Raw genomic sequence first — 26,112 nt, 5'->3', positions numbered from 1 at the left:
TCATTAACGGCGGAAAAACCCAGCAGCTGATCTTCAAGGCGGGAAAGTGGCGGGGTTGCCGGCCGGGGGGGAGAGGGAGGAGGTGGTGTCTCTCGGAGGGGGCTCCAGTCGTGCCCCGGGCAAAAGCACAACAGGGAAACAAAACCGCCGCGCTTTGGAAAGGCCCAGTCGATGAGGAGACTGGTTTTCCAAAGCGCGGCGTTTTCTACAGCGCTTTCGCATCAACTACTTCAGCGGACGAACACTTCCGGTGAAGTGCGGACGCTTCTTCTTGCGATCCCACGCGACAATGTTGACTGCGCGGCCGATGTTGGAGCTGCCCTCAGTCAGGTTGTGAGCAGCACCTGCACCGTCACCGGTGTGGGTGAGTGCGACATTGATGGTGGTCGGCAGAACGACCGGCGCACCGAAGGAAATCTGGAACTCGTACGACTGACCCGGCAGAACCTGTGCCTCAGCCAGCGCGCGGGAGGCGGTGTACATGCCGTGTGCAATCGCTGCTGGCATGCCCAGAGCCTTCGCGGAGACAGAGGTGATGTGAATCGGGTTCCAGTCACCGGAAACCTTGGCCCACTTGCGGCCGGTGTTGCCAGCCAGCTTCCACTGAGCGGTGGGGAAGGGAACCTTGAACTGCTCGCGTTTGATGGTCTCGGCGCCGGACTTGATGGCCTCACGCTGTGCCTGGACCTCTTCGAAGCCCTCGGCATCCTTCAGGCGAACGCCCTTGGCCAGATACACCGACTGCTCCTCGACCAAGGTGGCGCCGGATGTGGACGATGTAACAGTTGACTCCAGAACAACCTCAGTGCCCGAGCGGTGAGCGCGGAATGCGGCAACCTTCACCGCGATATCAACTTTGCCACCGAGTGTGACAGGCGAGATTTCGCGGTAGGTGTTCTCGGTGTGGACCAGGCCCATCATCGGCAGCGGGAAATCATCCGCAGCCATTAGCTCCATCTGGATGGGCATGATTAGGGCGTGGATGTGGCCGAAGAAAGCCTGTTCAGACTTCGGGGCGCCAACGACGTCGCGGAAGTCCTGGTCACGGTCGGCATCGACAGTGACGCCCTTGACCACTAGTTCATCGACCTTGATTTCGGTGGAGTTCGGGCGTTTCTTCGCCGAACCAGCAGCTGCCTTGGCGTAGAGCGGAACCAGATTGGGAATGGCATCCAGGGTCTTAGCCATAAGTTTTCCTCTTTCCTCCTTATCGGGAGCCTATGCGGAAGCCGCGACTTCGCTTAGGCGCCGACGATGTTCTGACCGCAGACGCGCAGGACGTGACCATTGACGCCGAGAGCGCGGTCGGAGACCAGGAAGGCGATTGCCTGGGCGACATCGCCCGGCTGGCCACCCTGCTGCAGCGAGTTCACGCGTCGAGCAACCTGGCGGTTGACGAACGGAATAGCAGCGGTCATGTCGGTCTCGATGAAGCCCGGAGCAACAGCGTTGATGTTGCCGCCGCGCTTAGCAAACTCCTCAGCGTAAGCCTCGACCATTGCGATAACGCCGGCCTTGGAGGTGGCGTAGTTGGTCTGGCCGCGGTTACCTGCGATACCGGAGGTGGAAGCCATGGTGGCAATACGCGGAGCCTTCTCGAAGGCCTTGTGGTTCAGCAGCTGCTCGTTCATCTTCAGCTGAGACTCGATGTTGACGGCGATGACCGAGCCCCACTTGGCGTCGTCCATGTTGGCGAACATCTTGTCGCGGGTGATGCCTGCGTTGTGGATGACGATGTCCAGGCGACCGTAGCGGGCCACAGCGGCATCGGCAATGGCGTTGCCGGCGTCGTCGGCAGTGATGTCCTGCTGCAGAGCCAGGCCACCGAGCTCGTTGGCAACCTTGGACAGAGCCTCGCCCGCCTGTGGAACGTCGATGACGATGACCTCTGCGCCGTCAGCCTTGAGCTGGCGAGCGATAGCGGCACCGATACCACGGGCGGAACCGGTGACAGCGGCAACCTTGCCAGCCAGCGGCTTATCCCAGTCGGACGGGATCTCGCCCGCGTCGGAGGTGACGCGGAGGAACTGGCCGTCGATGAAGGCCGAGCGGCCGGAGAGGAAGAAGTGCAGGGAGGAAATCACGGATGGCGCGGTGACCGAGACCCCCGGAGCAACGAGGATGCCGTTGGCGGTGGAGCCGCCACGAACCTCGTGGCCGAGGGAGCGAATCAGGCCCTCGATACCACCGGCGACAGCGTTCTCAGCGATCTCGGCCGGGGTTGCGTTGTGGTGAGCATCCTTGGCGCGGGAGACGGTGACGATGCGACCACCCTTGTCCAGCTTGCGCATGTGCTTTGCAGCAGCGAGCACTGGGCCCTGCAGCTCTGCCGGACGCTTGGCCTCAGTGGCGACGAGGACAATGGCACCAATCTTGTCGTCAGCGGCGTTGCCACGACGGACCTGCAGACCCCACTCAGCCAGCTGAGCTGCAACTGCGTCTGCATCTGCACCCTCGCCGGTGACGAGCACCTTGTCGTTGTTCAGCAGCGGACCGCCCGGCTTGTGGCGGCGCAGGAACGGTGGCTGCGGCAGGCCAGCGGCCTTAGCCAGTCCAGTGAGCGGACCACCGTTGACGAGTTCCTGGTACTTATCGGTCATGGAAAATTCTCCTTGAAAGTAAAAGTGTCTTTATCGGTGGTGCGCTTTTAGACGCGAGCCTCGAGAACTGCGACAACACCCTGGCCGCCCGCAGCACAAACGGAGATCAGGCCGCGAGTGGTCTTGCCGGTCTCGTCTGCCTTCTGGCGCAGCATCTTGGCGAGGGCTGCCACAATGCGGCCGCCGGTAGCGGCGAATGGGTGGCCGGCTGCCAGAGAAGAGCCCTTGACGTTGAGCTTCTCGCGCGGGATGGAGCCCAGCGGGCCTTCCAGTCCGAGCTTGGTGCGGCAGAACTCCTCGTCCTCCCATGCCTTCATGGTGGACAGGACAGTGCCGGCGAAGGCCTCGTGGATCTCGAAGAAGTCGAAGTCGTCGAAGGTCCAGCCGTTGCGGGCCAGCAGGCGCGGGGTGGCGTAAGCCGGAGCCATCAGCAGGCCCTCGTCGCCGTGGACGAAGTCAACTGCGGCCGCCTCGGAATCGACGACGTCGGCAAGCACCGGCAGACCGCGCTCAGCGGCCCACTCCGGGGTGGAGACGAGGACGGCGGAGGCGCCGTCGGTAAGTGGAGTGGAGTTACCGGCGGTCATGGTCGGCTCTGCTTCCAGGCCGCGGCCGAAGACTGGCTTGAGCTTGGCCAGCTTCTCCGGGGTGGAGTCCGGGCGCATGTTGGTGTCGCGGGAAACGCCCTTGTACGGGGTGACGAGGTCAGTGAAGAAGCCCTCGTCGTAAGCGTTTGCCATGTTCTGGTGGGAAGCGGCGGCGAGCTCGTCCTGCTCGGCGCGGGTAACGCCCCACTTGGCGGTGGTGATTGCCTGGTGCTCACCCATGGACAGGCCAGTGCGTGGCTCGCCGGTCGACGGAGTGTCTGGAGCCAGGTCGGACGGACGAGCCTTCAGGAAGACCTTTGCCATGTCCAGAGTGGACTTCTGGCGGCTGGCCTCCAGCAGGATCTTGCGCAGACGGTCGTTGACAGCAATCGGAGCGTCGGAGGTGGTGTCCACGCCGCCGGCGATGGCGGAGTCAATCTGGCCCAGCTTGATCATGTTGGAGACAGAGTTGAGGGCTTCCATGCCGGTGGCACATGCCATCTGAATGTCGAAAGCCGGGGTGTCCGGCGCCAGTGCGGAGCCGAGGACACACTCACGGGTGAGGTTAAAGTCACGGGAGTGCTTCAGTACAGCGCCGGCGGAGACTGCGCCGAGGCGCTCGCCGCCGATACCGAAGCGAGCGACGAGACCGTCGATTGCGGCGGTCAGCATGTCCTGGTTCGACTCGTTAGCGTATTCCTTGTTAGAACGAGCGAACGGAATGCGGTTACCACCGACGACGACTGCGCGGCGCAGAGAGTTATTGTTGGCCTGAGCTGCCATGTGATTGTTCCCTTCAAAATCCTTGAAGTGTGACGTGAATTACTAAATTTAGACAATACTGGTATCGGTGTTTTCTGTCACGTTTTTAGAAATATTTTTGTCCAGTCATCTACCGAGCGGGGGAGGTGAGGGGCAAACACCGTCGTCCACCTGTGAAAAATTCGATGGGCAGCACTCCGGAATCTCAAAAGTTTTCCCGCTTGACGACGGTAATTGCGTCAATCCCCACTAGTTGGGGTGGCGGCCGGAGGTATCAATAGAGTGCAAAGGCGTATAGGGGTTTAGACTTTATCGCCATGCGACCTGAACTTTCCTCGTATAACCATCTTTCCGCGGGCAAGGTCCGGGAAATCTACGAGATTGACCCTGAGACTCTGCTGCTTGTGGTCAGTGACCGTATTTCTGCCTTCGACCACATTCTGGAGACCCCGATTCCTGACAAGGGTCGAGTGCTCACCGCGATGAGCGTGTTCTTCTTCGACGAGATTGACTTCCCGAACCACATGGCTGGCCCGGCTGACGATGAGCGCATTCCGGAGGAGTGCCTAGGTCGTGCGCTGGTGTGCAAGAAGCTGGACATGCTGCCATTCGAGTGCGTCGCACGTGGCTACCTGACAGGCTCTGGCCTGGTCGAGTACAAGGAAAACGGCACTGTCTGTGGCATTGAGCTGCCAGAGGGCCTCGTCGAGGGCTCCAAGTTGCCAGAACCGATTTTTACCCCGGCCACCAAGGCTGAGCTGGGCGAGCACGACGAGAATGTCTCCTTCGACGCCGTTGTGGAGTCCCTGGGGCAGAAGCGCGCCGAAGAGCTTCGCGATGCCACCCTGCGCATCTACTCCCAGGCTGCTGAACTGGCTGCTAAGCGCGGCATCATCCTGGCCGACACCAAGTTTGAGTTCGGCCTCGACTCCGACGGCAACCTGGTGCTGGCCGACGAGGTTCTCACCCCGGACTCCTCCCGCTACTGGCCAGCCGACTCCTACCAGGAGGGTTCGGTTAACCCGAGCTTCGACAAGCAGTACGTCCGAAACTGGCTGACCTGCTCCAAGTCCGGCTGGAAGAAGGGCGAGGGCACTCCGCCGCCGGCGCTGCCGGGTAGTGTTGTGGAAGCAACTCGCGAGCGGTACGTCGAGGCCTACGAACGACTGTCGGGCCGCCGCTTCTCGGACTGGATTGGAGAACCTGCGTGAGCGAAGTGACCTTGGACTCGGCATCCGTCGGCAAGCCTGCAAAAAAGGATTTGCCCGCACCCCGTGCACAACGGAAGCCGGTGACTCGGTCCTTCCACGGAAGGGACTTCACCGATAACTTCGAGTGGCTCCGCGATAAGGAAAACTCCGAGGTTATCGACTACCTAGAGGCTGAAAATGCCTATACGGAGGCTTTTACCTCCGATCTTGACGGCACCGCGGACGCGATTTTTAAGGAGATCAAGTCGCGCGTGCAGGAGACCGACATGTCGGTCCCAACTCGCCTTAACGGCTGGTGGTACTACTCGCGCACGCAGGAGGGCAAGTCCTACGGGATGAGCTGTCGCGTGCGTGCGGAGGCCGGTGACGGTCTTGCCGCGTGGACGCCGCCGACCATCGCCGACGATGCCCCAGCACCAGGAGAACAGGTCATCCTGGATGCCAACGAGCTGGCCGAAGGCCATGATTTCTTCGCCCTCGGCGCAGCGAGCGTCTCCGCGGACGGCAATCTGCTGGCCTATTCCACCGACGTCACAGGCGACGAACGCTACACGCTGCGCGTAAAGGATCTGCGCACGGGTGAACTGCTTGATGACGAAATTGCGGGCATCGCCGCAGGTGCTACCTGGGTCGGCTCCGAGTGGATCTTCTACCAGAAGGTCGACGAAGCCTGGCGGCCGGATTCCGTGTGGCGTCACCGCGTGGGCACCTCCACCGAGGATGATGTCTGTGTCTTCCATGAGCCCGATGAGGCCTACTGGGTTGGAGTCGGCACGGTACGCAGCGAAAAGTACCTGATTATTGAGAGCTCCTCGAAGATTACTTCCGAGGTTTGGTACCTGGACGCCAGTGACCCGACCGGTGAGTTCACCTGCGTGCGCCCGCGTGAGGCCGGTGTTGAATACGACATCGATCACGCCGTCATTAGCGGCCGGGATATGTGGCTGATTACACACAATATGACTGGTTCGAACTTCGCACTGGCCATGGTGCCGGCGGGGTCTTTCGACAGCATTTCGGATCTCACTGAGCTGGTTCCGCACCGCGATGACGTCCGCGTTGAGGGCGTCGACTGCTTCGCTGGGCACATCGCGTTTGGTTACCGTCGTGGCGGTATTGGCCGTGTGGCGCTGGCGGTATTGGGTCAGGATGAGGATGGTGCTGGCTCCGCTGGTGATGCCTCTGATACAAGCCATGCTGCTGCTCCAGTGCCAGCGTCCGCTGTGAACTTCGTCGAGCTCGACTTCGACGAAGAGCTCTACTCTGCAGGCACTACCGGCAATGCTGAATGGGACACCCCGGTGTTGCGCTACGCTTACGGCTCCTTCACCACGCCGTCGCAGCTTTGGCAGATTGATATTGCCTCGGGCAAGCGGGTGCTGCTCAAGGAGCAGAAGATTCGCGGGAAGTTTAATCGCGGTGATTACGTCGCCAAGCGTGAATGGGTGAGTGCAGCCGACGGTGCCCAGATTCCGGTATCGATTATCCACCGCGCGGACCTGGACCTGAGCAAGCCGAATCCGACGCTGCTCTACGGCTACGGTTCCTATGAAGCCTCGATGGATCCTGGCTTTTCCATCGCGCGACTGTCGCTGCTGGATCGTGGGATGATTTTTGTCATTGCACACGTCCGCGGTGGTGGCGAAATGGGCCGCGGCTGGTGGGAGAACGGTCGCGCAACCACGAAGAAGAACACATTCACTGACTTCGTCGCCGTCGCTGACTACCTGCTGGATTCTGGGTGGACCACACGCGAGCAGCTGGTAGCACTCGGCGGTTCGGCGGGCGGCATGCTGATGGGCGTGGTCGCGAACATTGCTGGCGATAGGTTCGCGGGCATTCAGGCCGTGGTCCCGTTTGTCGACTGCCTGACATCCATGCTGATGCCAGAGCTGCCGCTGACCGTGGTGGAGTGGGATGAGTGGGGCGATCCCTACCACGACCCGGAGGTCTACGACTACATGGCCTCCTACGCGCCGTACGAGAACATCTCGGCCGATGCGAAGTACCCGAAGATTCTCGCGATTACTAGTTTGAACGACACCCGCGTGCTCTACGTGGAGCCGGCAAAGTGGATCGCCAAGCTGCGCGAGGTTGTCGGAGGTCAGCCGGGGCAGTTCCTGCTCAAGACCGAGATGTCCGCAGGTCATGGTGGTGTTTCCGGTCGTTACGAACGCTGGCGTCAGACTGCCTTCGAGTACGCCTGGATTGTCCACACTGCTGGTGCGGTGGAGTAACGGCATGGATATGCGCACGCTGCTGTCCGCGCAGGGTTTTGACACCGATTCGCTTTCCGACGATCAGTTGGCCGTCTACCACACCCTTTTTCGGCGGCGGGATGTGCGCCGCGAATTCGCCGGAGAAGTGGTGGACAGGGAGCGATTGATGCGCGTGTTGGCGGCGGCCCATGCAGCCCCGTCGGTGGGGCTGTCCCAACCGTGGGACTTTCATATCATTCAGAATCCGGACCGCCTGCAGCAGTTTGCCGACCACGTAGCCGGACGTCGCGCTGAATTCGCGGCCAAGCTCGAAGGCGAGCGGCGTGAGACCTTCAATCCGATTCAGATTGAAGGAATCGTGGACTCGGGAACGGGCATCGTCGTCACCTATGACCCGACCCGTGGCGGCAAGAACATTCTCGGCCGCGACACCGTCGATGACACCGGCCTCATGTCAGTCGCGCTGGCTATTCAGAATCTGTGGCTGGCTGCTACGGCAGAGGGGCTCGGCGTCGGCTGGGTCAGTTTCTACCATGAGGATTTCCTGGCTGACTTTGTCGGTGTCGAGGCACCCGTGCGCCCGGTGGCCTGGCTGTGCATTGGTCCAGTAACGCACCTGGCCGAGGAGCGTGACTTGGAGAAGTTCGGTTGGCGCAAGGGACTGGCTCTCGATGAGGTTGTGCATTGGGGATAATCCGCGCTGCAGACGCACATTGATGTGCTGCGATGGCGCTTTTTGAACTCTTATTTGAAAGGCTTCTGAGTATTCTCCAAGCCTTGTCCTCTCCGTTACCAAAAATTTACATACGCCTGTTTTTGTTGAATCCATGGCAGGCAGTGGGGTGCAAGAACAGATTCGGACGACCGACCAGGTCATTCGTCCAGCGGGCAAAGAGCTCGTAACTGTTGACGGTGGTGTGGTCGGTTCGCCGCTTTTGGTGTCGGTGTCGGGTTTGCGCGATGGCACATTGCTCGACGTCGCTCGTTTCGTGGCAGCGATGGAACAGCGCGGTATTACACCGTCTCTGCTGGTAGCGCCGCATGCGGGTAAAAACTGGTCGTTGCGGGAAGCTCCGGCGGTGCTGGATTGGCTCCGCCGTCGTAGCGATGACGGCATCGAGATTGTTCTCGCGGGGTTCGATCAGTCAGTTCGAGGCCGAGGCGCGGAATTTGCGTCGTTAAGCGAACATGAAGCGCGTTTGCGCCTGACCGCCGCAACGCGCCAGATGCGTGCGATGGGTTTTGAGACGGACGTCTTTGCACCGCCGAAGTGGACCATGTCGCCAGAGACCATGAACGTGCTGCCGGAGCTGGGCTTCCGTGTGGCAGCGGACCGAAATGGTGTCCGCGACCTGACCACTGGTGCTGTTGATCCGACTCGCGTGCTGGCTATCGGCGAGGGCTTCGGCGGCGCCGGTTGGTGGCGCCGTGCGGTGCGCTCCTCGGTGCAGCGCTCGCTGGAGAAGGGCCGCGCGGTGCGCATCTCCGTCAACGCTTTGAAACTGCGGGAGCACAAGCTACGCCAGGATGTTGTCGGCATCATTGACCAGGCGGTCGATGGGGGTGCGCAGCCGGTCAACCACTCTTCGGTGCCGCTGGGCCGCGAGCTCTTTGAAGGTATGGAGCAGGTCGGCTAGTCGCTACCTCTGACGGCTATCGGGGGACTGCCCTAGTGTGGGGTTTATGAGCAATCTCTTCGACATCCCAGTGACCACCATCGACGGCAACGAAGCAACGATGAATGACTGGGCAGGCCACGTTCTGCTTATCGTCAACACCGCCTCGGAGTGCGGTTTCACAGATCAGTACGACGATCTGCAAGGACTTTTCGACGAATTCGCACCCCGCGGCTTCTTCGTCCTCGGCTTCCCCTGCAACCAGTTCGGTGGGCAAGAGCCCGGCAACGCCGAGGAAATCAAGCAGTTCTGCCAGCGCGAATTCGGCGTTACCTTCCCGCTCTTCCAAAAGACGAAGGTCAACGGCCATGGCGCGCACCCACTGTACAAGCTGCTTAAGGAAACCCCGGATGCCGACGGCGAGGCTGGGGATGTGAAGTGGAACTTCGAAAAGTTCGTTGTCTCGCCCGAGGGTGAGGTCATCGGCCGTTTCCGCTCCAAGGTCTCGCCTGACGACGATGCTCTGCGCGACCTCATCGAGGAAAACCTGCCTATTTAAACTTGGCTATTTGGTGGCGTCCAGCGGTGCTTGCTCGAAGTAGCCCGTGGCACCGTAACCCACGATGCCACCTCGGTTGCGCAGGGTCATGCTAGCTAGACCGACCTTGCCAAGCTCATCGCCACCGATGGTGACCCAGTCACCCTGAACCGCGACAACCATGTTGGCGTGCACCCCAAGGCCTGCGGGGTAGCGGTAGAAAATGATGTCACCCACCTGAGGAGAGAAGTCCTTGTCGGTGACGAAAGCATCATGTGTCTTGTAGGCATCCATGAGCTGTTCGACATCCGTAACCAGCCATGGGTTCTCGGTTGTGGCAGCCGAATCCTCGGGCGTATCAAAGACCGGAACACCCGCGGACGCGAGCAGGAATGACAAGAATGGCGCAGTCCAGGAACCGGAGCAGTCGACCGTGTTGCCGAATGCGTCAAGGTTTGGATTCAGTTTCGAAGTCTCGTTCGCAGCCGCAGGTGCAGAACCCGGCCTGGTGGCAGCAGCGGCGGCGACGGCATCTGCATCAGCAGTTGGGTCTGCGTCTGAATTCGGGTGTTCGCCGACCTTGGGGATAACGCTGCGGATGTCGTCATCAGTAGCGCCACACGCCAGGCCGAAGTAAACCTCAGGGGAGGGCTGCTCCTCGTACTGATAGCGCGCAACATCCTTCAGAGCCTGCTGATAGTAAGGGCGGTCTGCCTCGGTGCGGGGGAACGTGCCACCACGCCAAGCCAGAACATTGATAGGACCGAAGAGCGTGAACCACCCGGCGAAGAGGAATACCGCCGTCAGTACCAGGATGGACACAGGCGGGATAGCGGCGCGAACACGTTGCAGCATGCTCGGTGAGGATGCGTTCTCCTGGCCGTCGTCAAGCGATGGTGAGGAAGACTCAGACCGTGCTGCATGAGGCTGCTGTGCGGGTACAGGCGCGGGTGAATCGGTGGTCATATCTTCCCAGGATAGTAGGCGGCGCTGCGGTCGTCCTTGGCGAGTGCGTCTGAGCCGTACGTAATGGCCTAGTCTGCGGCTCCTGCTGCAGAAGAGGGCGTGCAGTTAAACTGTGGTTCATGACTTCACCCGACATGCGTAACGAGGCCGAGCACGACCCTCGTGAGGATCTGCCGAGCTTCCTGCGTGAGCCGGACAAAATAGACAAGCTTCTCTATGCATCGCTGATGCTGGTTGCCGTGTACGGCTTTGCAATCATCCCGTTCCGTGCGGTCTTGCTGCTCAAGTACACGTTCTTGCACACATGGCTGACAGGATCGAATCTGTCGGTGCTGATTCTCGCGTCGGAAAACGAGGACCGGCCGCTCCTCCTCTTCGCTGTTGTAGTGATTGCGGCGCTTTCGACAATCAAGTTCATGCCGTTCTTCTACTGGATGGGCAAGAAGTGGGGCACGGAATTCATCACGATGAGTTTCGGCGGACACCCACCGCGATGGTTTAAGAAGATGGAGAACTTCATCTATGAACGCATCGGGCTGAGTGTGCTGGCATCGTTTGTGCCATTCTCGCCGATTCCGGCCACGATTGTCGTGGCCATCGGTGGTATTGCGAAGGTGCGCGGCTGGGTAGTAGGCGTGTACCTCTTCCTCTGTGCCGCGATGCTCAAGTGCTTCTACCTGTACTTGGGCCTGAAGTTTGGCCCAAGCATCCAGGGCTCCCTGCAGACGATTGACCGGTACGTCACCTACATCACCTTCGCGCTGATTGGCTGGATGTTCCTATCCATCTGGTGGAAAAACAGGAAGCCGGGTAGCCAGGCGGCTTAGTCCTGTTCGCGCTCAATCAGCGGCAGTGGGCTGTACTTGTCACGCAACGCCTTCAGTGACAGATCGTGAGCGTGCAGGCGCTTGTCCTCATCCGTCGTCGGCTGGAAGTGCGGTACGGGCTGCGGGTTGAAATCGTCATCAATGGCGACATACGTCATGGTCGAGTGCAGTGCCTTGCGCAGTCCACCGACACCCTTGCGGGGCTCACAGCAGTAGACCTGCACCGACAGGTGCATCGAGGTCGTGCCTGTACGCAGGATGCGTGCGCGCACCTCAACCAGGTCGCCAATGTGGATTGGGCTGTAGAAGCGAATACCACCTGCGTAGACAGAAATGGTCTGGCGCCCTGCCCAGTTGGTGGTAACTGCCGTCGCAGCCTCGTCGATCCACTCCATGGCGGTGCCGCCGTGGACGTTTCCGCCCCAGTTAACATCGGTCGGCTTTGCCAGGAAACGAGTGGTCAGTTCGGGTGCGGAAGAGTCCGCGGAGTAGGTCTGCGCGCGCATGCTGGCCTCGATGTCGCGGCGAAGCTCAAAACGGGAAAGAGCGGCCTTCTCAACGCGCTCTTCTTCCTCCGTTTGCGGCACCCACTTCGGCACTGGAGTCGACTTACCGTTTTCATCCATGGCCACGAAGATCACCAGGCAGTCAGCTGCGCGGGTGAACTTGCCCTCGCGCGGATCAGCCGAGAGCACTTCGTTGACGATGTGCATGGAACTGCGGCCGGTATGCGCAATCTTGGAGCGCACCTCGACAATGTGGCCACTGGGAATCGGGCGAGTGAAGTGAATGTGACCGAAGTACGCAGTCACGCAGTAGCGTCCCGACCAGCCGGTCGCGCAGGCGTAAGCGGCCTTGTCAATCCACTGCAACACACGGCCGCCGTGGACAGAATTGGTTCCGGCCATAATGACATCGGTCGGCGATGCCATAAAACGGAGTACAAGAGATGGTGACGCTGGAGCATGCACCTGTTCAGCTTTTTCAGTTGACTGCGTATCCATATATGAAAGCATAACTCTAGGATGAGGTTATGGTATCCAAAATCTCGCCTTTCGACGTTCGCAGCGCTCTTTCCACCGCCGCACCCTGGGCGGCGCAACGGCTTCTCGGCCGCGAATTGCTATCTGACCAAGAGGCTGCCTCCTTCATCGGGCCGGATGGGGCGCAGGGGTCGTCGTTAAGCCGTGCGAGCCTTGCCAAAGCGGTACGTCTGTCCGTGCGGATGCTCGCCCAAGAGGCTCCGGGGCATAGCGTCGAGGTGCGTGTGCCGCCCTTCGTCGCGGTCCAGTGTATTGAGGGGCCCAGGCACACACGCGGTACGCCGCCCAATGTCGTGGAGATGTCGCCGGAGATTTGGCTGGGACTCGCGTGCGGAATGATCACGTTAGAGCAGGTGCAGGCGCACATCGATATGTCGGGCACGCGCGCGGCGGAAATTGGGAATCATCTGCCGGTGGCGCGCATTTCTTAAAGCCCGTGGGGGGGATGCTGAATTGGTGCCTAGGCGGGTGGGGCTATTAGTGTGAATGTCGTGGCCGATACCAACATTTCAGGTGCACCAAAGTCCAAACTTTTGCCAATTTCGCCTTACGACGATCTGGGGGAGACATCCCCGCGCGAAGAATGTGGCGTTTTTGGCGTTTGGGCACCTGGCGAAGACGTGTCCAAACTCACCTACTATGGCCTGTTTGCCCTGCAGCATCGCGGCCAGGAAGCCGCCGGTATCGCAGTCGGCGACGGCGACCAAATTCTCGTATTCAAGGATCTCGGGCTTGTTTCCCAGGTTTTTGATGAGCAGACGCTCGACGCCCTGAAGGGGCACGTAGCGGTGGGGCACACGCGCTACACCACCGCTGGCGCTCCTGCGTGGGAGAATGCACAGCCGATGTTCCAGATGGCCTCTGACGGCACGGACATCGCGCTGGGGCACAACGGCAACCTGACCAACCACCTCACGCTGTTCCATGAGGCGGTCGACAAGGGCCTGCTGCGTGAAGAGGGCGAGCTGCCCAGTGACTCCGCAATCATGACCACTTTGCTTGCCGACGAAACCGGCAAGATTGACCACCCCGAAGATTACGGCTGCAGCACCAATGTAGAAGCGGCCGCGATGGCACTGCTGCCGCGTTTGAAGGGTGCTTTCTGTCTTACTTTCACCGATGGCGAGACGCTGTACGCCGCGCGTGACCCATACGGTGTGCGCCCGCTGTGCCTGGGGCGCCTGTCCGGTGGCTGGGTAGTCGCATCCGAGACTTGCGCGCTGGATATCGTCGGTGCATCGTTCGTCCGCGAGATCGAGCCAGGCGAGATGGTGACCATTGATGCTTCTGGTGTGCGTTCGCAGCGTTTTGCCGAGACCGCCCACGCTGGATGCATTTTTGAGTACGTCTACCTGGCGCGCCCGGACTCCAACATCCGTGGTCGCTCCGTCAACGCGGTGCGTCTTGAGCTGGGCCGCCAGTTGGCACGTGAGTTCCCGGCTGACGGTGACCTGGTGATGCCGGTGCCGGAATCCGGTACCCCGGCCGCTGTTGGCTACGCCCAGGAATCGGGCATCCCGTTTGGACAGGGGCTGACCAAAAACGGCTACGTGGGGCGTACCTTCATTCAGCCTTCGCAGACGATTCGTCAGCTGGGCATCCGACTGAAGCTGAACCCGCTGAAGGAAGTTATCGCCGGTAAGCGCTTGGTCGTGGTCGATGATTCCATTGTCCGCGGCAACACCCAGCGTGCCCTGATTCGCATGCTGCGTGAGGCCGGTGCAAAGGAAGTGCACGTGCGCATCGCCGCACCGCCGGTGAAATGGCCGTGCTTCTACGGCATTGACTTCGCCTCTCCGGGCGAGCTGCTGGCCAACGGTGTCGATGAGAATGACATTGTCTCCGGTATCGCAACCGCGATTGGTGCCGACAGCCTGGGATTTGTCTCCATCGATGGCATGGTCGCCGCTTCCGAACAGGCAAAGAGCGAAGTGTGCTGTGCCTGCTTCGATGGCAAGTACCCGCTGGGTCTGCCGGAGGGCAATCCGAATGCGGCAGCGGTTGAGAGGATGCAGGCAGCCCAGGCTGCCAAAGCCGCAACGAGCAATTAGCCTCGAAACCTCCTTAGAATGAACTACGAGAACTGAACCGAGAACGAAGCGCAAGCGGTGCTGTAGATTGCAGCCGTTGCTTTGTTCCCGGTCCGCCAATACTCCCGGATACGGCAGTAACGCCGCCCGGGGGAGAAAGTTTAAAGCGAGAGCCTCTAATGACCGAGAACGTTTCTGGTGCTTCCTACGCTGCAGCCGGTGTCGACATCGAAGCCGGCGACCGCGCCGTTGAACTATTCGCCCCGATTGCCAAGAAGGCCACTCGCCCAGAGGTCCGTGGCGGGCTCGGTGGTTTTGCCGGCCTGTTTGCACTGGGCAACTACGAAAAGCCGCTGCTGGCCGCATCCTCCGATGGTGTGGGAACCAAGTTGGCCGTGGCGCAGGCCGTCGGCAAGCACGACACCATTGGCCTGGACCTGGTCGCCATGGTCGTCGATGACCTGGTTGTGTGCGGCGCCGAGCCGCTGTTCCTGCAGGACTACATTGCAATTGGCAAGGTCGTGCCGGAGCACGTCGCCGAGATCGTTTCCGGCATCGCCGAGGGTTGCGTCCAGGCGGGTTGCGCCCTCCTTGGTGGCGAGACTGCAGAGCACCCGGGTGTGATGGAACCGGGTGAGTACGATGTCTCCGCTACCGGCGTCGGTGTCGTGGAAGAGGACAAGCTTCTCGGCCCGGACCGCGTGCGTGAGGGCGATGTCATTATCGCCATGGAGTCCTCTGGACTTCACTCCAATGGCTACTCGCTGGCTCGCTACGTTCTCCTGGAGAAGGCCGGTCTGGAGCTCGACGGTTACGTCGAGGACTTCGGCCGCACCCTCGGGGAGGAGCTGCTGGAGCCAACCAAGATTTATGCGAAGGACTGCCTGGCTCTGATGAACGAGGCCGAGGTCCGCACTTTCTGCCACGTCACCGGTGGTGGATTGGCTGGCAACATGGTTCGCATCATGCCGGAAGGCCTGACCGCTGACATGAGCCGCGCAACATGGACCCCGGGGCCGATCTTCAAGACCATTGCTGAGCTCGGCAACGTCTCCCGCGAGGAGATGGAGAAGACCTTCAACATGGGTGTTGGTATGGTTGCGATTGTTTCTGCAGAGGACCGCGATCGTGCACTGGCTCTGCTGACTGCCCGCCACATCAACGCTTGGGAGCTGGGTACTGTCCGCAAGAGCGAGGCGGGCGAGGACGGGGCTGTTTTGCGCGGCAGCCACCCGCGCTTCTAAGCGTCGGCCGGCCGTCGGTTTACTGCGACGGGCGGCCGGGATGCGGGTTGCACAACGGAGATCCCAGAAAACCACGGGCTGCAAATGTGAAACTGTATGAGTTTATGACACTTTCGAGCCGTTTTTCGGGCGATTTTTGTCATAAACGCAGTCAGTAACTCGGATTGATTCGCCGCGGCCGAACATAATCGGCCGAGCATAAACGCAGTCGACGAAGCAAAAGCAAGCACCCACCAACGGAATCGTTGGTGGGTGCTTGCTTTATTGAAATAGAAACGCTTTGCGGAAAACACGACAGCGGTTAGCTTGCGCTAGCTGTCGCGACCAGCGCCTGAGGCCCATTCCTCCCAGTCAGAGTAATAGTCGTCTCGATCGGACTCGTTCGACTTGCCGACGAGTTCCCGCTGCAGACGTTCCAAATCCATTTCTGGTGAATCGTACTTGAGCTGCCGGGCAACCTTCGCCTGCTTTGCTTTCGCACGGCCGCGACCCATGGCCTGACCCCCTTGTGTAATCCGTGGGACGGCACGGGGATACGGCCGACCCACTTATGTCTTATTGCGTTAATTCCTGTAAGACACCATAGCTGATTTTTAGACGAAGGGGTTACGCGGGGAGGCCCATAGTGGGTCGTGTCCTCGCGCTCAGGCAACTCAATATGCGTAGTGACCTGGGGAAATGTCCTTTCTGAAAAAGAATGGAAAAAGTTATTTTTTCACCACTCTGTCTGGTGGCTTTACCTATTTCCTGTTACCTATTTCCCACGCAGGCGGTTGATGGCCACACGGCCCGGCGGCAGCTGCTCAACGCGGTCGATGGAGGAAGGGTCGACGGCCACGGCGCAGTCACCCACCACAAGGCCCTCGCGCTCCTGAGCTGAGCGTTTAAGCAGAGCCAAAGCAATCGGGCCGTAATCGGCATGTTGCACGACGGTGCCCACGCGGCCCACGGCGCGCTTGCCCATCATCACTGGATTGCCGGTTTCCGGCAGGGTGGCCGAGCCGTCGAGCTGCAGCATCACCAAAACTCGTGGGGAGCGACCAACATTGTGGACACGTGATACCGTCTCTTGGCCGCGATAGCAGCCCTTGTCCAAGTGCACGGCAGCCGTGTCGAATTCAGAAGCAATCCAGCGGGGAGCCTCATGCGGAATCATCTTCTCGTCTACGTCGATTCCCAGCTCGGGCCGCAAGGAGACTACGCGTTCGGCCTCCCAGCCCATCAGGCCGACTGGGGAGGCGCCAGCGGCCACCAGCGCGTCCCAAGCACCGACTAAATCCTGTCGGCGCACGAGCACATCCACACGCCCGCCGCGTGGCCACGGCAGGTGCCGGACGTAGGAATGTCCCACAGTCGTAGCTTTGCCCACCTGCGGGAATGCGAGGCCAGCGGCTACCAGTACCTCAGGGGCATTCGGCCCCATGACGGAAATAATCGCCCGTTCTACTTCAGCAATTTCCACCTTGGACCAGAACACCATCATGTTCAGGTACTTCAACAGGGAGTCGAAGCCAGCAGGGGGCACGTCGATAAGCACGGAATCGTCCAAAACAGTCAACGTCATGTGATGGAGAACGTGACCGTTTGCATCCAGGTTCAGTGCTTCAGTGACAGTGCCGGGAGCGGCTTCGTCGACCTTCTGCGAAAAAAGTGTGTTGAGGTAGGTCAGGCGATCCTCGCCAGTGACCTCAATAACGCGGTAGTACGAGCGATCTACTACGCCGCAGTCCTCCTGCAGATGACGTTGCTCTACCAGCGGACGGCCGTAGTGCCATGCCACGCTAGCTTGCCCTGCGGTTTGCTCAACGTTTTTCGCTGAGTTTCCGTCTGGGGCGTTCTCTGAGGCCTTCTCCAAACCTTCCATCTGTCCGCCCAGTTCGAGGGCAGCGGCGCCAGCCACGTGAGACATCAAAGGACTTACATACTCAACACTCACTCCCTCATGTTAACCAGAAATCCTCAAATTAAGCATGGATTAAGCTTGTGTGTATGACGGATTCGCTTTCTTCTCTAGTGCTTATCGACGTCTTCGCAGACGGCGGCCCGATTGCTGTCGAGGCAGGACAGCCGTTCCTCTACGCGGATGATCTCGGAGCTATTCGCGGCGACGGAGTTTTTGAAACACTCCTGGTCAGGGGTGGTCATACCTGTAATACCGACCGGCATGAGAAGCGATTCGCATCGTCAGCGCTAATGCTGGATTTGCCAACCCCAGATCTGCAGCAGTGGCGGGCGGCTACCGAGGTCGCACTACAGGAGTTGCGCGATAGGTCAATTGAGGGGGATGCGACGTTGCGGTGGGTGTACTCGCGTGGTCGCGAGTCCACCGGAGAGCCGACTGGCTACGTTTTGGCTAGCTCCGCGGAAAAGGTGGCGGAAAACCGTCTGAAGCCGGTATCGGTCATGCTTGCAGAGCGCGGTTTCTCGCTCGACCTTGGCTCCCGTGCACCGTGGGCGCTCATCGGCGCGAAAACGTTGTCATACGCAGCTAATATGGCCGCTTTGCGCTATGCCAAGTCCAAGGGGTTTGACGATGTCATCTTCACCTCCGCAGAGGGCAAGCTCTTGGAAGGCCCAACATCGACCATCATCGTTCAGCGCGGCAATGAACTGCTGACTCCCAACCCCGGTGAAGGAGTGCTGCCGGGCACAACTCAGGCAGCGCTGTTTGAAACAGCCGCCAACTGCGGCTGGAAAGTCACCCCGACGGTCCTGGTGCCCGGGGACCTATTCACCGCCGATGCGGTATGGCTGGTGTCTTCGGTGCGTATCGCGGTCGTGGTTAAGTCCATCGATGGTGAGCCCATCCGGCAGCCGGATGCAATCGCGGAAAAGGAATTCCGCGACCTGTGTGACAAGGCGCTGGCGACGCAGTAGGGCCCCACAACGCCCGTCGTAAAGCGGGGAGAACCTAGCCCGCGTAGCGCTTGAGCTGCGCGGACATGCGGGGAGCGAACTCCTCATCCCGCAGGCGCTCGTCTACCCACCCGAGATCATTGTTCGGCATCAGACCGTAGAGGCGCTTGCCCGGGCCAAGGGATGCAGGACCGGTAGCAGTGACCATTGTGGAGGCTGCCTGCAGTTCCCATGCACGCTCGGAAACCGGCTTGCCGTAGTAGATCTCAGTGACGCCGGTGGAGTGGACGCAGATGAACTCAATCTCGTCCTCGTTGTTAATGCGCCAAAATCCTGTTTCGCGCTGGTCAGGGCCGGTCGGCTTGCCTTCTTCGTCCAGCTTCCAGATGCGCGACTCATACTTCAGGTAGTTCTCGCCATCGTGGCTGAAAATGAGCTGCTGGCCGAAGTTGTACTCGCCGTCGACGACAGTGTTCGCCTGCCCCTCACCGCGCCACACGCCGACCAGCGGCAGTAGTGCCAGCAGGCCGTCGTGAATATTCGGGCCGAAGCGCAGATTCGCGGTCTCGTCGGGGATCGGGAGCCCCTCAAGCTCAGTGATGTTGCGCGTAGCGGTGCTCTTGGCCTGTTCGGCCGCGCGGTTGATGGCCTCGTTGCCGTCGAGGCGAGGGGCTTCCGCAGCTGCAGGCTCCTGTGCAGCGGCGTCTGTCTGGTTGCTGCCATTCTTCTCGGTCATGCTTCACACTCTACCGCTGAAGCTCTTGTGGCCATGTATGGGCTGTTGTCGCATGGTGCTAACGCTGCACCGACGCTTAACGGCGATGCTTGACGACGGCCTTAGCGACGCACCCGACAGTTCTTCTCCGGCAGCTTCTCCGTGGATTGAGCTGACGCCTCGGCATCCTGCTGGGATGTCGGCGGCATGAAGTTTGTTGGCGACACGGTGCACAGAATCTGTTCGCCTTCGATGGTGATAGAACCGCCCGACACGTACACGCGAGTCGCCGGCATGCCCATCGGTATATCTGAATCCCGCAGTGTCAGAGCGAAGGTGTCCATAATGTGCTGCGTATCAGCCTCAGACAGCTCAGGTTTGACGTGGTTCTTAGAATCCGTTGGGGACGAGGGCGCAGAAATAATCTCCATCGGCGTAATGACCACGTCGCGGCTGACAATGCGCAACTTCGCCGTAACCTGGGTTTTTCCCTGCCATCCGGCTGGCGTGGCCTCGAAGATAGCCTCGGTCTCCCAGCCGCCGGTGGGGGAGGAGTCCTTCAGGCTCTGGATGCTCAAATCGGTCAGTCCCAGCTTGTTTCCCAGAGAGACTCCGTCGAGCGAGAGCTTAGTGAAGTACTGCTTCGTCGGCGATTCTGGGAAATTACCGCTGAGCACTGCCGATGCCGGGATCTTAACGTTGGAAGCTCCGTACTCCAGAGATACCAAGCCGAAGTCGGGCACCTCGACATCGCGGATGCGCGAGGTTACGGAGCTCCACTTACCCGTAACAAAGGAAGACAAGTAGGCCTTGCCACCAATGGCGACGTATGGGGTCATCTCCAGCTGAGCAGTCTCCTGAATATGCTCGGAGAGCTTGTACTCCGCATGGCTGGCGAAGCCCATGTCGGTGGCGACTACCAGCGCGGCAACGGCGAGGATAGAGCCACCGATCTTCTTCTGTCGTCGGGAAATGGACACACTCTATTAGTACCCCATCGCTTTTGGCTCAGACGACATCGGGGAAGTGTTGAATTCGCTGCTGTGTATAGGGTGGGGCGTATGAACGTAACCGAACTGCTTGACGTAGACACCACCGTCGCCAGTACGCTGCTGCAGCACGCCCACTCCACCGACGGCGTGGAGGCGTTCGGCGAGGCTTTCGTCCGAGGGCTTGACGACGACTCTTTCGGGCATCGACACTTTGCGATTATTGAGAACGACCGTTACTTGGGCCTGGCAGCCGTTGCGCCGGATGCAGTGGAGATGGTTGTTGATCCGGAGTTTCGTAAGCAAGGAGTCGGGGCGAAGCTGCTTGCGCACATCGATGCTGAGGTCGGCGAGCGCCTGCCTATCTGGGCTCACGGTGATGTCGCCGGTGCCAGCCGTTTGGCAGAGTTGACGGGACGCAAGGTCATCCGCGAGCTGTTGCAGATGTCCATTTCGAGCTCAGCGTTGGAGAAGGCTGCGGGGGCCGTCGATAAGCGCGATGATGTTGAAGCGCTAACCCTGACTGCGGCACGCGCGAAGTGGGGTGAGGCGGCCGTGGATCGGGCGTGGTTGGCTGTGAATAACGAGGCGTTTGACTGGCATCCGGAGCAGGGTGGTTGGTCGCAGCCACAACTCGATCGAGCTCGAAACGTGCAGTGGTTCGACCCGGAGGGCGTTTTCTTTGCTGCGGATGTGGCCGGGGCGCGCGACAGTGCGGAGGAGATTTGCGGTTTCCACTGGACGAAGTGGCACGCCGAGGAGTCTGTGCCAACTGGTGAGGTGTATGTGATCGGGCTGAGCTCGAAGGCACGCGGACGTGGCCTGGGGCGATGGCTGACCAATGTTGGGCTTTCCTATCTCCGGAACCGGGGAGCGGAAAAGGTAATTCTCTATGTGGAAGGCGACAATGCGCCGGCAGTGCGCACGTACCGTGCGGTCGGTTTTGAGGTGGCCCGCCGTGATGTGATGTACGGCGCGTAGATGTGACGGTTCGATTGGGGGGGGGATTGAAGGCGAGTTATTGGGGAGGGGGAGCTTAGCTTTATCTCAGTTTTAGGTGGTTTTCCTCTGGCGCGGGGGCAATGATTCTTGTGTTTTTGAGGAGATGCTGTCCAATCCTCAGTGTTTCAGGGGCGCATTTTAGGGCCTCTTACAGGGAAAATGAGGATAAATAAAGAATTACTTGCGCCGTTCACCAATTGTTAATGTTCTGAACAGGTTCCGGTTACTATCGGTAGATAGGTTCAGCGCAGTGGACCGGAGTGTGGCGGTTCCACGTGAACTGTTTCACTCATTGTGTAAAACCCCGGAGGATTTACTGTGCTGAAGAAGAACCGTGCGGCATCTGTCATTGGTTTGGCCGCTGTTGCAAGCCTTACCCTGGCTGCTTGCTCTGAAGAGGGCGGCGAAGGCGCTTCTAACGTTGAGGGTCTGGCTGACGTCACCGGTGAGCTGCAGGGCGAGGGCGCTACCTCGCAGCAGCGCGCCATGGATTTGTTTGCCACCAAGTTTGAAGAGACCGGCTCGACCCTGTCGTACAACGCATCTGGCTCTGGTTCCGGTCAGACTCAGTTCATTGCCGGCACCGTTGCTTTCGCTGGCTCTGACTCCCCGCTGAAGGAGAAGGACGGCAAGGACCAGGTCGCAGAGGCTAAGAAGCGCTGCGACGGCAATGAAGCATGGCACCTGCCGATGGTTATCGGTCCGGTTGCCGTTGCCTACAACCTCGAGGGTGTTGACGTCGCTCTGACCCCGGCTCTGGTTGCTGAAATCTTCGACGGCAAAATCACCAAGTGGAACGACCCGAAGATCGCTGAGGTCAACGAGGGTGTCGATCTTCCGGAGAAGGACATCAAGGTTGTCTACCGCTCTGAGGAGTCCGGTACTACTGATAACTTCATGAAGTTCCTGAGCGCAGCTGCTCCGGAGCAGTGGCAGCACGAGGCTTCCAAGTCCTTCCCGACTGCTACTGGCCAGGGTGCTAACGGCTCGGCTGGTGTTGTCAACGAGGTCGCCAACATCGACGGTGCTATCACCTACGTCGAGGCTGGCTTCGCTGAGGACAAGGACCTGGGCATCGCCAAGATGGACTTCGGTCATGGTCCGGTTGAGCTGAACAACGACACCGTCGGTAAGGCTCTGGATTCCGTCACGTTTAAGACTGAGGGTCACAACATGGTTGTTGACACCGACGCTCTGTTCGCAATGGACGAGGAAGGCGCTTACCCGCTGGTTCTGACCACTTACGAAATCGTCTGCTCCGCTGGTTACGACGAGCAGACTCGTGACCTGGTTAAGAACTTCCTGAAGGTTGTTCTGGAAGAGGGCCAGGGCCCAGAGCTCGAAGAGCTGGGTTACATCCCGGTTCAGGGTGAGTTCAAGGACAAGCTGTCCGCAGCGGTTGACGCTATCAAGTAATTCTTTGCGTGCAACGCGGGTGAAAGCAGAGTTGGCTCTGTCCTTACCCGGTTGGCGCGAGGATCACTTCAGCCGGCCACGCAGATCTGAGCTGTAGGCCGAAAACCTGACGTAGACCGGTTGGCTTTATATATCGACACCTCAGTTGATTGGGTACCGCTCGTAGAGGGGTACAGAGGCCAATCGGTCTTCATGTGCGTTTAAGCACAAATCACTTCTACTTAGGAAATGAGATCATGAGTTCCTCGACTCCCATTGAAGGGAAGCAGGAGGCTGTAGACAGCAGTCTGTTGCAGTCCTCAGCACCGCAGGTGGATTCCTCCGGCGACGAGAGCTCGGAAGAGCAAGCCATTCAGACCGGCGTTGTTCGTCCTGGTGACCGAATCTTCAAGATTCTGGCGGTAGGATCTTCCGCATTGGTGACTGCTGCCATCATCGCAATTGCAGTGTTCCTGCTCCTGCGCGCAGTTCCGGCAATGTCCCGTAACGAAGCGAACTTCTTCACCTACACCGAACGATGGAACCTGGCGGATACCTCCGCCATGTACTTCGGTATTCCGAACATGTTTCTGGTGACCGTCGCGGTTTCCATCCTGGCGCTGATTCTGGCTATGCCGGTTGCGCTGGGTATTGCTATCTTCCTGACTGCCTATGCTCCAAAGAAGATGGTCAAGCCGCTGGGTTACCTCGTGGATTTGCTGGCTGCAGTGCCGTCGATTGTTTACGGTCTGTGGGGCTTTATGGCTCTCGGTCCGGCATTGGCTGGTCTGTACGGGTGGTTGGCTAAGACGCTGGGCTTTATCCCGATGTTTGCCCTGTACCCAAACTCGCCGGCATTCGAGACCGGTCGAAACCTCTTCACCGGTGGCATTGTGCTGGCAATTATGATTCTGCCGGTTATTGCGGCTACCACCCGTGAGGTCTTTGTTCAGACCCCGCGTGGTCACATTGAGGCATCGCTGGCTCTCGGTGCGACCCGTTGGGAGATGGTCAAGCTGGCTATTCTGCCATTCGGTCGTTCTGGCTTTATCTCCGGCTCGATGCTGGGTCTGGGACGTGCCCTCGGTGAGACGATGGCTCTGTACCTCGTAATCTCCCCGTCCTCGGCATTCCGTGGCTCGCTTTTCGACGGTGGTACCACCTTCGCAACCGCAATTGCTAATGCGGCACCGGAGTTCAATGACAACCTCAAGGCCGGCGCTTACATGTCCGCAGGTTTGGTGCTGTTCTTGCTGACCTTCGTGGTCAACTCCGCAGCCCGAATGATTGCGAAGAAGTAGCAAGGTCGTAGGAAAAGAAACGAGAAGTAACAATGACTAGTTCAACTACTGATTCTTCGCCTCACGGCCCTGCAGACATGGTCCCCACCACCGAGTCGGCATTCACCCAGATTAAGGGTTCCCGCAAGGTGGCGGACAGCGTCTCCACGGTCCTGATTTACTTCTGCATGGCTCTTGCTCTGGTCCCGCTGGTGTGGGTTCTCTTCGAGCTTGTCGTCCGAGGTACCCCGTCACTGCTGAGTGGTGAGTGGTGGACTGCATCCCAGCGCGGTGTCACCGTTGGTGCGTCTGCCGGCGGTGTTGCGCATGCAATCGTCGGTACCTTGGTTCAGGCTCTGGTTACTACTCTCATGACCGTGCCGTTCGGTATCTTCGTCGCCATCTACTTGGTCGAGTACGCAGGTAACTCCCGCCTGGGCAAGGTCACCACCTTCATGGTCGACATTCTCTCCGGTGTGCCGTCGATTGTCGCGTCGCTGTTCATCTACTCGATGTGGGTGGTCATGTTCGGCATGAGTCGCTCCGGCTTCGCCGTCTCGCTGGCGCTGGTTCTGCTGATGCTGCCAATCGTTGTCCGCAACACCGAGGAAATGCTGCGCATCGTTCCGCACGAGTTGCGTGAAGCCTCTTACGCTCTGGGTGTTCCGAAGTGGAAGACCATTTTGAAGATCGTGCTCCCGACCGCACTGTCGGGCATCGTCACCGGCATCATGCTGGCCGTCGCCCGCGTCATGGGTGAGTCCGCACCGATGCTGATCCTGGTTGCAACCTCACGAATCATCACCTATAACCCGTTCGGCCAGTCGCAGTCCTCGCTGCCGCTGTTCATGCTGGACATGTACAAGGCCGGTAATACCGGTGCGGCATTCGACAAGATGTGGGGCGCAGCGCTCACGCTGGTTCTCATCATTGCCCTCATCAATATCCTGGCGCGCGTCATATCCGCCAAGTTCTCCGTCAAGAGCAGTTAATGCTGGGCGCCTAACGTCCGCTATTTCAAGGAAGGTTTTTGAAAGACCATGGCTAAGCGCCTAGACCTTAACGATGTCAACATCTACTACGGCGATTTCCACGCTGTGCAGAACGTCGACCTGCACGTCCCGCCGCGTTCCGTTACCGCATTCATTGGCCCGTCCGGCTGTGGTAAGTCCACCGTGCTCCGTTCGCTGAACCGTATGCACGAGGTCATCCCGGGTGCCTACGTCACTGGCGAGGTGCTTCTCGACGGCGAAAACATCTATGGCCCGAAGATCGATCCGGTCTCTGTTCGTAACACCATCGGTATGGTGTTCCAGCGTCCGAACCCGTTCCCGACCATGTCCATCGAGGACAACGTCGTGGCTGGCCTGAAGTTGGCCGGTGTTAAGAACAAGGCTCATCTCCAGGAGGTTGCCGAGAAGTCCCTGCGCGGCGCCAACCTCTGGGATGAGGTCAAGGACCGCCTGGACAAGCCGGGTGGCGGCCTCTCTGGTGGTCAGCAGCAGCGTCTGTGTATCGCACGCGCAATTGCAGTTGAGCCGGAAGTTCTGCTGATGGACGAGCCGTGTTCCGCACTGGACCCGATTTCCACTCTGGCAATCGAGGACCTGATTCATGAGCTGAAGGAAGAATTCACCATCGTCATCGTGACCCACAACATGCAGCAGGCAGCTCGTGTGTCCGATCAGACCGCATTCTTCTCCCTCGAGGCAACCGGTAAGCCGGGTCGCCTGGTTGAGGTTGGCCCGACCAAGAAGATCTTCGAGAATCCAGACAAGAAGGAAACCGAGGACTACATCTCCGGTCGCTTCGGTTAAACGCTTGGCGTATGCCGTAATAAGCAAAAGAAAGAGCCCCGTACCTCACGCGTGTTCACGCGAGGTACGGGGCTCTTTTTGTTGTTGCGGTTTATGAGATTGCTATGTCGAGCACATGTTTTGCCACCCGATTGTCTAACCGCGGAGGTGATTTGTGCCGGGGAAAACAGTTTTTGTGGCGGGATCAAGCAGTTACTGACTAGGTTTATGTCAGATGAATAGCGTTTACTCGCAGTAAAGTGTCATAAACCTAGTCAGTTTCTCGGTTTGAGACAGTGTTTGGCTGGGGAGGTGTTTAGCCCAGTGTGGCTTAAAAACGGCTCCACTCCGGCCTAAAAACCCGCGCCCCAGGCCAGCAGCCACCCCGACATCCCTACAGCTCAGCCCAACACCCAGCCCGCCGAGCAGCCCAACA

The 26,112-nt window shown here is 59.5% G+C and carries 24 protein-coding genes; 15 read left to right on the top strand and 9 right to left on the bottom strand.

Features of this window, described 5'->3' with window-relative positions; translation table 11 throughout:
* Window positions 1-225 precede the first annotated feature (225 nt).
* The 3 genes from HMPREF2681_RS08975 to HMPREF2681_RS08965 are packed head-to-tail and all read right to left on the bottom strand — an operon-like array spanning window position 226 to window position 3,970.
* On the bottom strand, window positions 226-1,188 hold the full coding sequence (locus tag HMPREF2681_RS08975) for a MaoC/PaaZ C-terminal domain-containing protein (RefSeq protein WP_016421402.1): 963 nt from the start codon (window positions 1,186-1,188) through the stop codon (window positions 226-228).
* Between the two features lie 53 nt (window positions 1,189-1,241).
* Window positions 1,242-2,600: a 3-oxoacyl-ACP reductase gene (locus tag HMPREF2681_RS08970; protein WP_049173074.1), complete on the bottom strand. Its 1,359-nt coding sequence runs from the start codon at window positions 2,598-2,600 to the stop codon at window positions 1,242-1,244.
* Between the two features lie 47 nt (window positions 2,601-2,647).
* A complete protein-coding gene (locus HMPREF2681_RS08965) occupies window positions 2,648-3,970 on the bottom strand; it encodes an acetyl-CoA C-acetyltransferase (protein ID WP_016421400.1) in 1,323 nt (440 codons plus the stop codon).
* A gap of 296 nt (window positions 3,971-4,266) precedes the next feature.
* Between HMPREF2681_RS08965 and HMPREF2681_RS08960 the strand changes: the two genes are divergently transcribed.
* The 5 genes from HMPREF2681_RS08960 (at window position 4,267) to HMPREF2681_RS08940 (ending at window position 9,554) form a co-directional block, all read left to right on the top strand.
* A complete protein-coding gene (locus HMPREF2681_RS08960) occupies window positions 4,267-5,160 on the top strand; it encodes a phosphoribosylaminoimidazolesuccinocarboxamide synthase (RefSeq protein WP_070438796.1) in 894 nt (297 codons plus the stop codon).
* Window positions 5,161-5,165: 5 nt separating this feature from the next.
* Window positions 5,166-7,397 (top strand): S9 family peptidase, encoded by a 2,232-nt coding sequence (locus HMPREF2681_RS08955; protein ID WP_370449653.1) that lies wholly within the window; start codon window positions 5,166-5,168, stop codon window positions 7,395-7,397.
* Between the two features lie 4 nt (window positions 7,398-7,401).
* A complete protein-coding gene (gene bluB / locus HMPREF2681_RS08950) occupies window positions 7,402-8,073 on the top strand; it encodes a 5,6-dimethylbenzimidazole synthase (RefSeq protein WP_049173072.1) in 672 nt (223 codons plus the stop codon).
* 133 nt (window positions 8,074-8,206) lie between these two features.
* Complete coding sequence (locus HMPREF2681_RS08945; RefSeq protein WP_246815980.1) at window positions 8,207-9,016, top strand: polysaccharide deacetylase family protein; 810 nt, start codon at window positions 8,207-8,209, stop codon at window positions 9,014-9,016.
* 46 nt (window positions 9,017-9,062) lie between these two features.
* Window positions 9,063-9,554, top strand: a complete 492-nt coding sequence (locus HMPREF2681_RS08940; protein ID WP_049173070.1) for a glutathione peroxidase — start codon at window positions 9,063-9,065, stop codon at window positions 9,552-9,554.
* Between the two features lie 6 nt (window positions 9,555-9,560).
* On the opposite strand, the gene HMPREF2681_RS08935 is transcribed toward HMPREF2681_RS08940, so the two are convergent.
* Window positions 9,561-10,499, bottom strand: coding sequence for a hypothetical protein (locus HMPREF2681_RS08935; RefSeq protein WP_239272507.1), 939 nt, complete (start codon window positions 10,497-10,499; stop codon window positions 9,561-9,563).
* Window positions 10,500-10,618: 119 nt separating this feature from the next.
* Here HMPREF2681_RS08935 and HMPREF2681_RS08930 point away from each other — a divergent pair, with 119 nt between their 5' ends.
* Window positions 10,619-11,326, top strand: coding sequence for a hypothetical protein (locus HMPREF2681_RS08930; RefSeq protein ID WP_070546860.1), 708 nt, complete (start codon window positions 10,619-10,621; stop codon window positions 11,324-11,326).
* Here HMPREF2681_RS08930 and HMPREF2681_RS08925 read toward each other — a convergent pair.
* Window positions 11,323-12,330: an acyl-CoA thioesterase gene (locus HMPREF2681_RS08925; protein WP_016421392.1), complete on the bottom strand. Its 1,008-nt coding sequence runs from the start codon at window positions 12,328-12,330 to the stop codon at window positions 11,323-11,325. The genes HMPREF2681_RS08930 and HMPREF2681_RS08925 overlap by 4 nt on opposite strands.
* 29 nt (window positions 12,331-12,359) lie before the next feature.
* Between HMPREF2681_RS08925 and HMPREF2681_RS08920 the strand changes: the two genes are divergently transcribed.
* The 3 genes from HMPREF2681_RS08920 (at window position 12,360) to purM (ending at window position 15,643) form a co-directional block, all read left to right on the top strand.
* Window positions 12,360-12,800, top strand: a complete 441-nt coding sequence (locus HMPREF2681_RS08920) for a sterol carrier family protein (protein ID WP_016421391.1) — start codon at window positions 12,360-12,362, stop codon at window positions 12,798-12,800.
* 51 nt (window positions 12,801-12,851) lie between these two features.
* On the top strand, window positions 12,852-14,420 hold the full coding sequence (purF, locus tag HMPREF2681_RS08915) for an amidophosphoribosyltransferase (RefSeq protein ID WP_049190235.1): 1,569 nt from the start codon (window positions 12,852-12,854) through the stop codon (window positions 14,418-14,420).
* 158 nt (window positions 14,421-14,578) lie between these two features.
* Complete coding sequence (gene purM, locus HMPREF2681_RS08910; RefSeq protein ID WP_016421389.1) at window positions 14,579-15,643, top strand: phosphoribosylformylglycinamidine cyclo-ligase; 1,065 nt, start codon at window positions 14,579-14,581, stop codon at window positions 15,641-15,643.
* 311 nt (window positions 15,644-15,954) lie between these two features.
* Here the strand turns inward: purM and HMPREF2681_RS08905 are convergent, their stop codons facing one another.
* Together HMPREF2681_RS08905 and HMPREF2681_RS08900 are read right to left on the bottom strand one after the other, a co-directional pair.
* The gene (locus HMPREF2681_RS08905) at window positions 15,955-16,137 is read right to left on the bottom strand and encodes a DUF3073 domain-containing protein (protein WP_005511943.1); all 183 of its coding nucleotides are present in this window, start codon (window positions 16,135-16,137) and stop codon (window positions 15,955-15,957) included.
* Between the two features lie 260 nt (window positions 16,138-16,397).
* Window positions 16,398-17,552 (bottom strand): CAF17-like 4Fe-4S cluster assembly/insertion protein YgfZ, encoded by a 1,155-nt coding sequence (locus HMPREF2681_RS08900; protein WP_083301609.1) that lies wholly within the window; start codon window positions 17,550-17,552, stop codon window positions 16,398-16,400.
* 80 nt (window positions 17,553-17,632) lie between these two features.
* Here HMPREF2681_RS08900 and HMPREF2681_RS08895 point away from each other — a divergent pair, with 80 nt between their 5' ends.
* Window positions 17,633-18,520, top strand: coding sequence for an aminodeoxychorismate lyase (locus tag HMPREF2681_RS08895; RefSeq protein WP_049190238.1), 888 nt, complete (start codon window positions 17,633-17,635; stop codon window positions 18,518-18,520).
* A 34-nt stretch (window positions 18,521-18,554) separates the two neighbouring features.
* On the opposite strand, the gene HMPREF2681_RS08890 is transcribed toward HMPREF2681_RS08895, so the two are convergent.
* Window positions 18,555-19,235, bottom strand: coding sequence for a heme-binding beta-barrel domain-containing protein (locus tag HMPREF2681_RS08890; RefSeq protein ID WP_016421386.1), 681 nt, complete (start codon window positions 19,233-19,235; stop codon window positions 18,555-18,557).
* A 101-nt stretch (window positions 19,236-19,336) separates the two neighbouring features.
* A complete protein-coding gene (locus tag HMPREF2681_RS08885; protein ID WP_049173063.1) occupies window positions 19,337-20,194 on the bottom strand; it encodes an LmeA family phospholipid-binding protein in 858 nt (285 codons plus the stop codon).
* Between the two features lie 81 nt (window positions 20,195-20,275).
* Between HMPREF2681_RS08885 and mshD the strand changes: the two genes are divergently transcribed.
* From mshD to pstB, 5 genes are all read left to right on the top strand, one after another.
* A complete protein-coding gene (gene mshD, locus HMPREF2681_RS08880; RefSeq protein WP_070438786.1) occupies window positions 20,276-21,184 on the top strand; it encodes a mycothiol synthase in 909 nt (302 codons plus the stop codon).
* 339 nt (window positions 21,185-21,523) lie between these two features.
* A complete protein-coding gene (gene pstS, locus HMPREF2681_RS08875) occupies window positions 21,524-22,621 on the top strand; it encodes a phosphate ABC transporter substrate-binding protein PstS (protein ID WP_016421383.1) in 1,098 nt (365 codons plus the stop codon).
* A gap of 236 nt (window positions 22,622-22,857) precedes the next feature.
* Window positions 22,858-23,901: a phosphate ABC transporter permease subunit PstC gene (pstC, locus tag HMPREF2681_RS08870; RefSeq protein WP_049173061.1), complete on the top strand. Its 1,044-nt coding sequence runs from the start codon at window positions 22,858-22,860 to the stop codon at window positions 23,899-23,901.
* Between the two features lie 77 nt (window positions 23,902-23,978).
* Window positions 23,979-24,872 carry a phosphate ABC transporter permease PstA gene (pstA, locus tag HMPREF2681_RS08865; protein ID WP_042388200.1) on the top strand — a complete coding sequence of 298 codons (894 nt, stop codon included), beginning with the start codon at window positions 23,979-23,981 and terminating at the stop codon, window positions 24,870-24,872.
* 48 nt (window positions 24,873-24,920) lie between these two features.
* A complete protein-coding gene (gene pstB, locus HMPREF2681_RS08860; RefSeq protein WP_016421380.1) occupies window positions 24,921-25,697 on the top strand; it encodes a phosphate ABC transporter ATP-binding protein PstB in 777 nt (258 codons plus the stop codon).
* Window positions 25,698-26,112: the final 415 nt, after the last annotated feature.

Source organism: Corynebacterium sp. HMSC064H12, assembly GCF_001809925.1.
Classification (GTDB): domain Bacteria; phylum Actinomycetota; class Actinomycetes; order Mycobacteriales; family Mycobacteriaceae; genus Corynebacterium; species Corynebacterium jeikeium_D.
Note: the sequence above shows the minus strand (reverse complement) of the source record. Positions and strands in the feature narration are given on the sequence as shown.